Source organism: Methanococcoides sp. LMO-2, from assembly GCF_038432375.1.
Classification (GTDB): Archaea; Halobacteriota; Methanosarcinia; order Methanosarcinales; family Methanosarcinaceae; genus Methanococcoides; species Methanococcoides cohabitans.
Window position 1 is genome coordinate 1 of the sequence record NZ_JBCAUS010000008.1, and the last position, 13948, is coordinate 13948.

Sequence of the window (13948 nt, forward strand, 5' to 3'; positions counted from 1 at the left end):
CATCTTGAAACTTTCTGTACAGGTCAAATACTGATAAGATGAACAAAGAATCCTATTTTAAATATTATTAAATGTATCTTTCTTCTAATAAAATGTTCAATGTAGGTGACAGTATGACATCAGTATGGATAAGAACAGAAGATGAGAGTTATGACGTAGAACATAGGTATGTAAACGCAGAAAAAATTGAAACTTGTTCGGACTATGCTGATAACAGTTCTATAACAATTAATGATGATGACCGTGAACGTCTTATTGGGATAACGACTAGCGAGGTAGGTTACACCATCTATAGATATGATAAGGAAAGTGGTTCTGATTCTCGTATCAAACATATTATTCAATGGATAAACAAAGCTAAAATTTTGGCATCTGAAAAGGATGAACCTGTATTTTTGGATTTTAACAAGGATTTTGAAAATCCCATTGTTGAAGATTAAGCATAATAATAAACATCGATTTAATTTTGGAAGGAAGTTATCATATGGATATTGGGAAAATTGAAAAGGTGGGAATTAAAGATATGTGGAAAAGGGAAGATTCTGATTTTACACCATGGCTTGCAAAAAACCTTGAGATTCTTGGCAGAGAAATTGAAATGGAACTTTCTTTTGTTCAAAAGGAGAAAAGGTGTGGTTCATTTTCACTTGATATACTTGCCAAAGATGAAAATGACAATAATGTTGTTATTGAGAATCAATATGGAAAATCAGACCATGACCACTTGGGGAAATTGCTTACATATCTTACAGGACTTGATGCAAAAACTGCAATATGGATTTGTGAAGATGGAGATGAACAGCATATACAGGTAATCGAGTGGTTAAATAATAACACCCCAGATGATATTTTATTCTATCTAGTAAAGTTAGAAGGACTTCAGATAGGAAATTCAATGCCTGCCCCACATTTTTCATTAATACGTGCACCAAGTAAAACTCAAAAAGCATTTGCAAGGGCAAGAGAGGAAGATGTTGAAAGGTATCAGTTAAGGCGTGAATTCTGGAAGGAACTTATACAAAAAAGCAGCTCTACAATGTTTGGTGACAAAACACCTAGCAAAAATAATTGGATTCGTGCAAGTGCTGGCAAATCTGGATTATCTTACACATATAGCATCACAATGAATTCCGCATCTGTTGAATTAACTATTGATAATGGAAAAGATTCAGAAGAATTGAACAAGCAAAGATTCGATGAACTTCATAATAACAAGAACTCTATCGAAAATATTTTTATGAAACCATTGGATTGGAACAGTGTTGAAGGAAGAAAAGCTTATAGAATTAAATGGACAACCACGAAAGCAGGCTTAAAAGATAGGGATAAATGGGATAATCTACAGGCTGAAATGATTCATGCTATGGGTAGATTGGAAATGGCATTAAGCAACAATATACAAAATTTGAGAGCATGATTTTGTTCACACCCTCGTTTTTGAAAAAAAATGTTACCATAAATAGTTTTTGTGACGATAAAAAAAGAATGAAATATGAATTTAAGATTCAGTTTCATGATGAAATGGATAAATATTAATAAGGAATTTTTATGGAGAATGTGATTTTATGACAGGCAAAATATGTCCTTTATTGCAGACAAAATGTATCGAAAGAGAATGTGAATGGTTTGTTTTTGGTAAAAATTTTGCTAGTGGGGAACATTTTGATAATGAAGAAAGGTGTGCTGTTGTTGCTTTAGCTAATAATCTCAACAGCGTAACGGATATTCACAGTCGAATTCGATGTGATGCTCCTTAAAGTTGTACATGTTTATCCTTTGGAGAACTTAAATCTCCATTGGAACTTTTATTAATAGCCATCTTTACAGATTTTTCATCCATACTATTTTCCGTATATGATATGCAAAAACAGCACATTTACCTAATGATAAAAAATAGGTAAGATTTTGTTAAATTATGGGAAAGAGAAAATAATTGAAGCTATCATTCATTTATCTTTTTCCAGAGTTCATCATAGAAATCATTCCAATCATTGCCTTTGATTCCAGTTGGACAACCATATAACGCTTCATATGAGTTATCAAAATAATGGGAATTGAGTAATTTATTGATAGATATATTCAAAACCTTATAATCACTCATCATGAACTTACATCTTCCATTGTTATAATCAACATCAATAATTTTATCAATAACACGTCGAACTTCACTCGAAATCATTTCTTTGCTCCTAATTATTATCAAAAATATAACTAATTGTCAATTCGTACTAACTTATACATACTATATTTTAAAAAAGAAAAAAGAAAAGCAAATTATTGCATTTGATAAAGTGTTACCTTCATGCAGATTTCTTTTGCTTCTTCTTTAGTAATTCCATACTTGTCAGCAACTTTCTGATAAACAACTTCTTCATCAACAGTTGCATATGGGTCGCTTAAATCAATGTTATCCCATTCAGCATCATAACATGCAGAATAATAATTTTTTATTTCAAATTCCAAATCTGTAGGTCGGTCTAAATCATCGTTCCCAACCTTATCTTTAATGTCAAATACATATTCATAAGAAGACCTATCATTGCTTGATGCAATTTCAGGAGTGACATCGCCCCAATTTCCATTTGGACACCAATCCGCTGTGCCGAGAGTATAGGCTCCATTTACATCCTCTCTTCTGTCATAAGCAAAAATGGATATTGCATCAATATCTTTGTTTTCAGATGTTTTATCCAGCACAATTTGAATTAAAGTTGCTTTTAATTCTTCTTCTGTAATGTCTGTTGGAACAAGCACTCTATATTGCTTTCGGATAGCACTTTTCCATGGGTCTTCCTCAGTTTCTACGATTTCATAATTTCTAACCAAGGTACCATCATATTCTGCTGGTTTACTTTGAACTTCATTCTCTGAATCATGTGCAAGTGCTTCTCCTTCGTCAGCTACCGTTGAACTATCCACTTCTACATCATTCATATCTGTTCTATCGTCAGTATCTTCGCCTGAGATGCATCCAATGGTGGCAAATAGTAACAAGAGAATTCCAATAATTTTTATGAATTTATTCATATTTTTCCTCAGTATGGAATAAAATTATTTAGATTTATATGTTTTCATTTTTCCATAGTAGCTTTAGTTTTTGTAATTATTACAAAACATAAAATCTACTCATTCTATTGACAATGAATTTTCATATATGGTATTGATATGTAGCTTTATTAAAAATTAAATAAACAAGTAAGCATTATTTTTTACTAACTGACCACAAAATTTAAGCTAAATCCAAATATATTATCATAAATGAAAGAAAAAATATATCTTGATAATGAAAAAAAGTGCTACTTTTGCGGGAGAACTGATGAAGATGGAAAGAACATGTTCCACGCACTTAATAAAAATTTAAGTGACGAAGATTCTGTTACATTTTATGATTTAAGTCATGCATTTGAAATAAAGGAATACGATGTAAAATTGTCTAATTTTATCAAAGAACGTAGCTCCGAAATGAATGCATTCACGGATTTGGACTGGGATACACGGGAAGATATAGCTCTAACTATTTTTGCATGCCCAGTATGCCTATCTGTTCTCCGAAATATTGGCGAATGCAATGGTCGAGTTGTTTAACCAAACATTAATAATTGGACATTAATGAAAATCAAAGAAGAACAACTGTATGTAATCCATCTGCGGGTTGGTTTGGATATCATTTTCCAGAAGAGAAAATACGTAAGAGTGGGCTGTGGCTGATTCAAGGATTGGATAAGGAACCTATGACAGAGGAAGATATGGAATGGCTGGAAGAAATAATTCATTATCAATAAGACAACATATCTCCACCATCATTCTTTTCTAAAATGCTCAAGTATATGCAGTCTTGTTAAAAATATTGGCACATCCATAGTGGAATTTATAAAAGATTACTACGAAATACTATAGTATATCGATTAATGGGGTAATACATGGGGGTCTAATGTGACAAAATCATTAGTTGAAAACTTATGGATTATATTAACGGTATTAATTCCAAGTATAATATTTTATACCATATTTAGAGTTCTGACACTTGTATTGGAAATAAACATACCCTTGCTTAAATATATCGAAACATCAGATACTCTTTTTATTGGTATCATTATTACCTTAGGTTTCATAATACAATTATTTGGTATTGCTACAGAGTCACTTATTTTCAAAATTGGATATTGTGTTTATAAGAAACCTGAATATAAAAAAGCATTTAAAGATAAATACAAGATAATTGCAACAATGGACTCTGACAAGGGTTGTAATATTGAACGTATCGTAGCTCAATTATTTATGTCTCACAATATAGCAGTAGGAATGCTAATAAATTTTAGCTGGACTTGTATCTATATACTTCTTGTCCAACGGTTCGATTCTATTGCAATTGTTGTAGTAGTGGTTCTAGCCATAATAACCATGGTTTCAATGTATGTACCAATAAATAGGTTTAATCAGACTTGTGAAGTATTGCATAGTTACTCATCTAAACATTATATATAACAGAAATTGTTGTTCTCGAAGGACGGTCATTCATGAAATTCAAGGAAGAATATTTCTTTTGCAGCCCAAAGCTTCTACAGAATGTAGGTGAAGTCCATGAAATATTTGATTGCATTGATGCTATAAAGTGGAAACCTGAATTTGAAATTGAGGTTGGAAGTAACACATTCCAGCATCAAACGGCATACAACAAAGCATTTGAAGCTGAATTTTCAAAATCGGATTGGCAAACGAAACCATTACTCCACGATAATCCAAAGTTGATAGGAGATTTTCAGAAGGATGATGTCTTCATAGAAGTTCAATTTGGAAACAGTGCCACTATCTACCGTGATTATTACAAATTCCATTATGGATTGACAAAAAACTTGCTTTCACTTGCAGTGTTGATTGTTCCAACCAATCCAAAAGAGTTCTTCCCAACAAGACCATCGAGCGTTAGCAACATGGCTGAATTTGATTTTGCATATCGATACTTCAAATTGTTACCGATTCCAGTACCGATATTATTACTGGGATTACTACCTGAAAATTGATAGTGGTTTATAATCAACTTTCCTTCAGAACATCCTAATGTTTTTAAAAAATTTTATATAATTATACGTAATTGGAGCTAATATGCTAAAATGTAGAAGTTGTGGTAAAACAGTCGGATTTAATGGATTTTGCAGTGACTGCATGACTTCTGCGTACGTTATTGAAGTAAAAGATGAAGGGGAACTTGATTTTATTAAACCGAAATCCTCATCAACTGTAAAAGCTCCACTACCAACAGTTCATGGCGAGGATGAAGGGAAGCATATAATATATACTGATAAAAACGCTGCACCATTGAAAACTCTTTCTCGTAGACATTTTGATAGTCACAATTATGGTAAATACAAAACTGGTAGTTACAAATGCAGATATTGTGGTCAGAATTTCAAATCAGAAATTAATTTGAATCAGCATGTTAAAAACATACATTCTTATAAATGCAAATTTTGTGGTAATTTTTTTCAAACAAAAAATATTTTGGAGATGCATATTGAAAGAACACACACTTGCAAATACTGTGGTGAAAAGTTCCAATCAAAAAATATTTTGAAACAGCATGTTAAAAATGTACATAATAATATACAAACAAAAAAAATTCAAAACACAAAATTAACAAATGCAATTATTCCAGAATCCCGTCCAAGTTTAAAGAAGTTGTGGAACGAAATTCAAATCAGAGAATCCAATCCAAATACTGATGTTTCTTTTTTCAGAAAATATGATGGACAAAAAGTAACGATACTTGTTGAATATCAAATATTTGTTAATGATGTGGAGTATTTCAAACTGAATAATTTTACTTGCGAAATAATTGAGCATAATTCTGATTATGAGCTAAGGGTACAAAAATGGGTTCAGGGAAGGATAAAAGTTGGAACGGATGAAGAATCAAAGTTCTATCCAAAAAGACACACATCGTCGTTTAATCCTATTACTTAGGATTCAAAAAATAGAGATTTAGGTACTCTTGTTGTAAAAGAAATAAAAAGAGGATGGGTATAAGACGTAAAATATGAATCCTAGATTACTTCTTACTTTTATCGGTTACAATTTTAATTCTTGCATTCTTAGAAGGTGTTGCGGTGGATGGAATACTGGACTGTTTAAGTACAGTTTTGTTGATTGATACATATTTTTTTGATAAAATTTTGATTCCACGATTCACTTTTAAATAAAATCCGGCTTCTTTAATTTCATCAGCCGTTGCTTTCCGGTAAAGACCTTCCTTTATCAATGTTGAAGATATGTTTCTTGCAAATATCCCAATCCGCTCAGCAGAATCCAGATTTAATTTTTCCTTCCATGAGGTCATTTTATTCTTACTGGCTATTTTGAGAAGAACATCGAAGGGTATCAATTCATTCTCAAAGAAACTTGAGGTAAGCAATTTCCCTTCCCATGTGCAAAGAAGATTATATCTTTTCTTTACTGATGCTGAAGGTGGCTTTTTATCCGACGTTTGTTGAACTTGTGGAGTCTGTGGTGGTCGCTGGCTCAATTTCAGTTGCAAGTTGAAATTAGCAATTTCAAGTTGTTTCAGCTTATCCTGCAATTCCAAATACTTCTCTTCATAATCAATTTCACCGTCTTCTTCAGATTGATGGGTATCGCTCCCGTCGCCAAAATCTTGTAAATCTGTATTTACGTATTCTTTTACGGTATCAAATACAGTTTTTACTTGTCCATCATTTAAGTTTCCGAAATAATGATTTAGCTTGTCCGGATTATTGAGAATTTCGAACAAAAACATCTTCCTGTCTTGAGCTTGCCTGTTTCGATATTTTTCACGATAGTGGAACGGATTTAAGGCATGTATACGCCCTGTATCGGTCAATTTGTATGAATAAGGAACTTTATCACCAATGCGTTCAATATATTTGTATCTGGAACTGGAATAGCGGTTGATGAGTACACGGAAGGAGTTGTAATTTTCATAAGGTATGGAATCGAACAGTTCTCGACCTTTCATTGGTGGTTTATCAAGTAATCCACGTAGAATCATTCCCTTGACCTGACAATCTTTGCCGTTTTCATTGTTGTTAATGACCACTCTTGGTGTTTCATTTTCATTGTTGCTGTTGTTTCCTAACATAAATTTTAAATTTCTCTCCTTGATTTTGGATGTAAATTTTTATTTTTATCTTTGTTAACAGATAAATATTAACAAGTATAAAAGGATTTTTGACACGATGTAAATATGTAAATTATAATGGCTGCAATTACTGAAATGAAATCACTGAAATTAGTGAAAATGGATGGCATAAACTATGGATTTATATTAACGGATTCATTATAGCAGATGGATTTTACTTTGTGATGTATCTGGAACTGGTCAACTGTCAGAATCACTCTGAAAGGCAGTTTCATCATCATGGTAAGATGTAATGGGTTGGAGCCATGTCAATACATGGATTTCTGATAAAACTTCTTAAAATCGATTAGAATGATTATTCTGCATAGGACTGTAGCATCAATGATTTTAAAATGAGAATAGGAGATAAAGTTATGGTAAGATATGTTCTGAGTTTGGGGTATATAAACTATTTTATGTCGATGTAAATTTGTTATTTTGAGAATGCATTATGAATGCATGATAGCTTCTCTGTCCTATTACAGGTAGCATTCTGAATATGCTTTACCCTGATAGAAGATTGCTACTATAACATCAAATAAGCATCTACAGTAATTGTTAGACAAAAAAATACCCTTGTGTTTGTGGATTAAAACTGGGTAGATAGGAGTAGCAAGCAAATCATTTTGTTAAATAAAATAAATAAGTTTTAAAAAGTAGAATAAATAATATATTTATTTTATTTTTACAGTATCGGCCCACCCTTTATATCTATCCCAAATTTCCATGATGATACATACTACTACGAATAATAACAAAATTGAGGTTAAGATACATATAATGAAACTTGCATGGGAGTATATTACCAACGATAGAAAATTCTTATCAGCAAGTCCACTTCCAACTGGGTCTAAAACAAAGTTCCAAGCCTTCCATTCAATCCACAAAAATAGAATTAAACCTGAAATTGTCAGGATATCTACAGACAAATCACCCAATGTACGATTTTTTTTAGACATATGCAAAACATCTCATTAAATTAAGCAATTACACAAATTTGTGTGAAAGTAAAAGAGGTACTACTATTTAATATTATTTATAAATAGGCAAGAATTTTCCAGTTCCGCTGACAAAGTTGCATCATCTACGGCTTTATGAAGATTTATTCTCATTTCCATAAAAGTTTCCATGGTCAGAAATATTTTGTATTGTACTTATAGCTACTTATGATGATGATGTTATTTTGGAATGCCATGCCAAAATACGTAAAATTATAATTTTTATTATAATTACTGTTAGTTGGCCAATAACTATTTTTAATGGTGTTAAAGGCTGTTTTGAGGACACAAAAAATAAGTTGGATATTAATAATATACAATATCCATAAGATTAAGTTAAAAATTTCTTCCTTTACATTCACTTTGATTCGGAAACATTTTGTATCTATCCCAACAACTCATACACATCATCCTTTCATACTTTGGTGTATTTGCTTCATCACATTTTATGCTTATCTGTCCACCAAAGAGATTGGAACCATTGTCATTAGTTACTTGGACAGTTGTGATAAGTGTCACTTCATCGTCTAAATCAAATGTCTTTCCACATTTGTCACATATCGGATATGTTATTTCACCATAAGCTCCTTTAGTTTCTGCCATCAAACATTCCATATTATTGCGACGGGTATTTAAATTATCGGAGAACTTAAATCAAAAATAAATTTATTATCGAATTGATAATGGCTAAGGGATTGGAAAGATGCGTAAAAAAATTAGTATCGGATTATTATTTGCAGCCTTCATTGTTGTTCTCTCTTCTTATTTCCTTAGTCCTTACGATTGGATAAGTGGTGTTTTAGCAGGTGCTGGAACTGAATTATTTGGAATTCTATTATCTGTAGCTATCATCGAATGGTTAATTAACAAAAAGGAAGAAGACAAGAGAAAGAAAATAGAAGCAATTGCTTTGAAAAAGCTTAAATCGAATTTAATAATACATCTGGACTTTCTTTTCCGATTGGCAAATGATTCTGGTGAAACTAAGAATGTTTTCAAAGATTTTGATGGTAAATACTTCGATAAAATAAATAATTTAAATATGCATGAAGATGCTCCTGTCCACCCTCCTAAAAAATTGCATGAGGTAATACAATTTGAATTTGAAAGGCTACACGATTTAAATAAAAATTTGATTGAAACATACATTTACTTCATGGATGAGGGAATAATTTCATACCTTGAAAAATTAAATTCACACGACTATATGAACCTAATGAGCGATTTATCAGTAAAATGTTTATTTGAGAAAGAAACAGGAAGGCAATTATTCATTATTTCCACAGATAATTATGTTGAAGACTACTTTAAAACATTAATTGACTTGTGCCAATATTACAACGAACTCGTTCCTTTCGATAAAATTGTACAAATAAATGTAAATGAGAGTATGATAAATGGATTTATTATATGAATTTTGATTTTTGTATGTCAAAATACCGATACATTAGAGCACTTTTTCCCAAATGGTGTACATCCTAAGAGGATATTTGCCGTATAATCCCCGATATATTACGGCAAATTTTACCTTAAGATGTACACTCTTTTTCAGAAACCATTCTGCTTATACGGATTTTCGAAGGTCATTTTTCGATTTTGAAGTGGTTATGCTTCACATGCAATAACTGGTACATCCATCTTTGGTTCTGGATAATTATATTCCGCACTAATATCGACAACATCAATTTCGATTGTATCAAAATCCTCTACAAATTCACCATCTATTAAAATCTTTGAACCTTTGCCGAAAGGAAGCAATGACATTGCATTACGAGAATTACGAGAATGGACTTTCGCAGATTTCGGGAAATAATCGACAGTTTTATTATTTCCACGTAATGCAAAACCACAATTTTTAAGAGTGTTCTCGCAATATAATTTAGCTTTATATGCTTCGATTTCTTCAATAAATATCCACAAACGGTATTTTGAATCTACCTTTTCAAGAATACCATGTACTGCGTCACTATAACAATATATTAATATTTTTACTGCATCACGGATATTTTGACAATCAAAATGTATGGATTTTACAGTATCACCGTCTAACACTGGTCTAAAATCTAATGTCTTGTTTCCGTTGATGTGTTGGTCTATTATTTTATCGGAATTCTTGATATATTTTGTTCCGTATCCGGTCTTGAATTTTGATTTTTCCACATTAATAATTCTGTGTATCAAATCATGTTTTCCGAGTTTGTGGGAAGGGAAATCTACAAATTTTCCTAAAGTCTATATATAATGGCAAATTTTTTGTGTTCCTTCCAGACATGCTTTTGAAACCATTACATTTGTGCTGATGTCAGACCATGATTTTTCGACTTGTACGATTGGTTCTGGTATGAGTTCATCAAAGGTTCTGATGATTTCTCTTGCTCTTTTATCTTCATATTCATTTATTTGCATTTTTGGATTCGTGCCCCATTTCACAATATTCCTAACTTCACTCTCATTACATCCTAATGCAAATAAAAATGATAATTCTTTTCCGTTAGGGTCTTTCACCCTTGACCATGCTTGAAATGCGTTAATGTACGCATAATGCAGTCTTGATATTTGCGATAGTTCGGCAGAATTTGTTATGGGGTCATGAGCATGTTTGGGGATATGCTGTATTCCGATTGCGATACCCATTCTTTTATCACATTCAACACCCATTGCGTCAGATGCTTGATAGTATGTGAGTTGTGGGCTGTTTTCAGTTGCGTTCCCATATTTATCTTCTTCATAATATCCGAGTTCTTTAAATCGGTCTTTCCAATAGTTCCATTCTGCAATATTTACACAAAAAATTATGAAATTTTCAGCACCGTAACTTCTAAATAAAGTTACACATTTTTGTTCTACTTCATGTCGGTGATTATAAAATGAGTTTCTTCCATGAAATGGACTAATAATTTTTGTATCGGGGAATATTGTCAATTTTTCATTTGTATTTAAAGGGTCACCAAACATAAAATCTTTTATTTTTTTATGCGGATGTAATATTCCATAATCGAAATCTGTAAATGTAGCAGTTGTGTAAATTACTTTTTTGTTCTCCATTGAAGACAAGAAACTTCTTATGCTGTTTAAGAAATTAATATCCATTGCTACAATATTAATGGTAATGTTATTGTTCGTATCTTGCATACCATGTATTGTCAATTTTGGGTTTTGAACTACATTTAGCATATCGAATATGCTCGTAACAAAATCTCTATTTGGAGATTTTTCAACACAATAATTTTCAAGTTCTTCCATCAACAATTTAATGATTTCCACCACATCTTCAACCGATTTTGAAGATTTGTCGATAAAAAATAATTCATTATAAACATTGTCGATTTGCATTGTTTGATGTTTTTCATACGTTTTAACTTCTGAATCTAATATGTGTTTAATAACATTGGTTTCGGCAGTTGTAACATCTTTTGAATTTATAATTTGTAAGAAAGTTTGGACTAATTTTCGTAACTTCTTATATTCTTTCGGAATTGTGTTAAGTAAAAGTTTAAAATATGCTCGCCTTTCATTCATGTAGCCGTCTGTTACACAATCCTCTAACCCGAAATCTGTTATAAATCCATCAAGATTATTTTTGTATTTTTGTATATCCGAATCATCAACGTTTTGTAACTTTCCGCCATTCTTCTCAAATTTTAATATAAGTGTTTCAACATCATTTATGTTTGAAATGTCAATGGGTGGGAATTTTGCTTCATAATTGGTTAATTCTAAAATGTTTATAGGTATTGTATTCGGAAATGCAAATTTATGGGCTTCATCGAAAATAACAACGTCACATTCATCCCTAATTTTATCAAGGATTTGTGCCACAGATGATGTTTTCATTATAGCATTCAATTTATCATAAGTAAATGCAACAACATCAAAAGCATCACTTCTTAAAAATTCAGTAACCTTACACTCATTATAATGTATGCAAGTTTCTTCTGTACATTGTACAGGTTTCAGAAGGTATGGAAAATTTTCAAGATGTGGGTTCGCTTCTATTCGTGCTTTGATGAGAATACACTCAAAATTATTGTATAATTGAATTATTTTGGCTCTGTATTTAGCTAATAATTTATTAACGTTAAGTATAGTTTCTGACTTGATTTTATTTGTTGGTTCGATTATACATAATTTTTTCCCAAGTAATATACATGCCAATACGAGTGATGTCGTAGCACCTGCTCTTGCTACCTTAAATGCTTTAATAATTGCATCGTCTGAATCTAAAATTTCAAGTGCTTTTATTGTTCTTTTATCGTGCAATACACCGTCACGCAAAGCCTTATAAATGATGCAGTCAATTTTTTTAATTATATCATTATTCATAGTTAAATACCGTGTTATGTTGCAAGTCTTTGGTTGGGTCTGCAACATATTCTTTTTCAGTTAATTTTTATTACTCCCATTTTTCAACTTCATTCTTCATTGCGTGAGCCACAAATTTGCTTCTGCTCATACATCGTTCCTCTGCCATCCGGTCAAATTTATCCAATATTTTTTCATCAACCGAAATCATAATTTTTCTTCGCATTTTGATTCACCAGTTCATTTTAATTAAATATATATTCTTAATTAATATTATTTACAAGTATATACATATATATAAACATTTGTATTAAAGTGTAAATATTATTTTACGAATTTTGACATTTCAATTATGACTTATTTCACATGATTCATCATCTCCCTGAATTTTTGCAGCGATTCCTCTCTTCGGATAGTACTTCATATAGAAATCGCAAATGTGTTTACTTAGCGTTATCTTTTGTTTAATTCAATATTAACATGGACCACTGACTCCTCTAATTGTACCTTCAAATGTTTCACTTTTCACGGCATTTCGAAGTTCATCACGGAGGTCTTCGTCAGCAAAAAATCTTGGGTAATTTTCAAGTAGGAATATAATTTCTTCTTTGCCGAGTGCATTCATTTCATTGTCAGGATTCCCATCTTTGAAAAGTACTTCACCTAATTCCGGATGTAAACTTATACAAACATCCATGCTATCACATCCGTCGCAAGTTTCTTCGTCTATTGGACTCATACATGCACGCTGACATACTGCATATCGTAATGAATTTTTTATCATTTTATTTCACCTTTTAATTTTTTTAAATTTTATCATATGTATCATCAAAAATCCATAGTCACCACTAATCGAATTTGAAGATAGGTGTTTATGAATAATTCATCAACGGAAGCACGAATTTTTGATGAAACAAATTCGAATTTAGAGTTCTGATATATAAGTATATGTATTTTTGGAAACTGTTGAAAGAAACTAGTTGTGTGAGGATTTTTAACAAAAAATTGCAAAATATGCAATTTTTGTTTTTTATAAATGTCACAAAAATAAAAATAAAATAAAGAATATTATCCATTTAAATTAAAAATAAACCCTCTATTGGCTTTAATAATATTGAAAAATTCGAATTTGAACCCCATTTTAATATAGTATTATTATATATATAGAAAATAGCACATAATATGTTTAAATTTTTTATTATATCATACAAAAGAGAATAAATTATTTAGTTTGTTCAAAATTATCCTAACATCTGCCGCAGGTCATACTACTATAACGATTTATTTTTTATAAAAGGGAACTTTGTAGAAAATATAAAGGAGATAGGGTTTTGAGAAATAAATTTGCTGTGATATAAATGATAGAATTGGAAACAAAACCCCAATATACAGCACAACCTAATCACTTATAAATATTATTATTAAGGTGTATTCTGTTCAATTGCTTCCAATTGTTCCTGCAATTCATTGATTTGTAGATTATACCTATTCCATT

The 13948-nt window shown here is 31.3% G+C and carries 15 protein-coding genes; 7 read left to right on the forward strand and 8 right to left on the reverse strand.

The genetic code is table 11. The annotated features are described in order from the left end of the window. Positions 1-113 precede the first annotated feature (113 nt). Both WOA13_RS11485 and WOA13_RS11490 read left to right on the forward strand, forming a co-directional pair. Complete coding sequence (locus WOA13_RS11485; protein ID WP_342128041.1) at positions 114-440, forward strand: hypothetical protein; 327 nt, start codon at positions 114-116, stop codon at positions 438-440. 44 nt (positions 441-484) lie between these two features. Continuing rightward, on the forward strand, positions 485-1417 hold the full coding sequence (locus WOA13_RS11490; protein WP_342128042.1) for a DUF4268 domain-containing protein: 933 nt from the start codon (positions 485-487) through the stop codon (positions 1415-1417). Between the two features lie 525 nt (positions 1418-1942). On the opposite strand, the gene WOA13_RS11495 is transcribed toward WOA13_RS11490, so the two are convergent. Beyond that, on the reverse strand, positions 1943-2179 hold the full coding sequence (locus WOA13_RS11495; protein ID WP_342128043.1) for a hypothetical protein: 237 nt from the start codon (positions 2177-2179) through the stop codon (positions 1943-1945). 95 nt (positions 2180-2274) lie between these two features. Next, the gene (locus WOA13_RS11500) at positions 2275-3027 is read right to left on the reverse strand and encodes a hypothetical protein (RefSeq protein ID WP_342128044.1); all 753 of its coding nucleotides are present in this window, start codon (positions 3025-3027) and stop codon (positions 2275-2277) included. 231 nt (positions 3028-3258) lie between these two features. Between WOA13_RS11500 and WOA13_RS11505 the strand changes: the two genes are divergently transcribed. The 4 genes from WOA13_RS11505 to WOA13_RS11520 all read left to right on the forward strand — a co-directional run bounded on the left by WOA13_RS11505 (position 3259) and on the right by WOA13_RS11520 (position 5961). Then, the gene (locus tag WOA13_RS11505) at positions 3259-3585 is read left to right on the forward strand and encodes a hypothetical protein (protein WP_342128045.1); all 327 of its coding nucleotides are present in this window, start codon (positions 3259-3261) and stop codon (positions 3583-3585) included. Positions 3586-3933: 348 nt separating this feature from the next. Beyond that, complete coding sequence (locus tag WOA13_RS11510; protein ID WP_342128046.1) at positions 3934-4485, forward strand: hypothetical protein; 552 nt, start codon at positions 3934-3936, stop codon at positions 4483-4485. 32 nt (positions 4486-4517) lie between these two features. Beyond that, positions 4518-5021 carry a BglII/BstYI family type II restriction endonuclease gene (locus WOA13_RS11515; RefSeq protein WP_342128047.1) on the forward strand — a complete coding sequence of 168 codons (504 nt, stop codon included), beginning with the start codon at positions 4518-4520 and terminating at the stop codon, positions 5019-5021. A gap of 82 nt (positions 5022-5103) precedes the next feature. Further along, a complete protein-coding gene (locus WOA13_RS11520) occupies positions 5104-5961 on the forward strand; it encodes a C2H2-type zinc finger protein (RefSeq protein ID WP_342128048.1) in 858 nt (285 codons plus the stop codon). A gap of 85 nt (positions 5962-6046) precedes the next feature. Here WOA13_RS11520 and WOA13_RS11525 read toward each other — a convergent pair whose 3' ends face one another. Further along, a complete protein-coding gene (locus WOA13_RS11525; protein WP_342128049.1) occupies positions 6047-7114 on the reverse strand; it encodes a hypothetical protein in 1068 nt (355 codons plus the stop codon). Between the two features lie 1373 nt (positions 7115-8487). Next, entirely contained in the window at positions 8488-8754 is a 267-nt protein-coding gene (locus WOA13_RS11530) for a hypothetical protein (protein WP_342128050.1), read from the reverse strand. 100 nt (positions 8755-8854) lie between these two features. Here WOA13_RS11530 and WOA13_RS11535 point away from each other — a divergent pair, with 100 nt between their 5' ends. Next, positions 8855-9565: a hypothetical protein gene (locus WOA13_RS11535; protein WP_342128051.1), complete on the forward strand. Its 711-nt coding sequence runs from the start codon at positions 8855-8857 to the stop codon at positions 9563-9565. A gap of 191 nt (positions 9566-9756) precedes the next feature. Here the strand turns inward: WOA13_RS11535 and WOA13_RS11540 are convergent, their stop codons facing one another. The 4 genes from WOA13_RS11540 to WOA13_RS11555 all read right to left on the reverse strand — a co-directional run bounded on the left by WOA13_RS11540 (position 9757) and on the right by WOA13_RS11555 (position 13192). Next, the gene (locus WOA13_RS11540) at positions 9757-10311 is read right to left on the reverse strand and encodes a TOTE conflict system archaeo-eukaryotic primase domain-containing protein (RefSeq protein ID WP_342128052.1); all 555 of its coding nucleotides are present in this window, start codon (positions 10309-10311) and stop codon (positions 9757-9759) included. Between the two features lie 72 nt (positions 10312-10383). Beyond that, positions 10384-12426 (reverse strand): DEAD/DEAH box helicase family protein, encoded by a 2043-nt coding sequence (locus WOA13_RS11545; protein WP_342128053.1) that lies wholly within the window; start codon positions 12424-12426, stop codon positions 10384-10386. 118 nt (positions 12427-12544) lie between these two features. Then, complete coding sequence (locus tag WOA13_RS11550) at positions 12545-12679, reverse strand: ribbon-helix-helix protein, CopG family (RefSeq protein WP_342128054.1); 135 nt, start codon at positions 12677-12679, stop codon at positions 12545-12547. A gap of 249 nt (positions 12680-12928) precedes the next feature. After that, complete coding sequence (locus WOA13_RS11555; RefSeq protein ID WP_342128055.1) at positions 12929-13192, reverse strand: hypothetical protein; 264 nt, start codon at positions 13190-13192, stop codon at positions 12929-12931. Between the last annotated feature and the right edge of the window lie 756 nt (positions 13193-13948).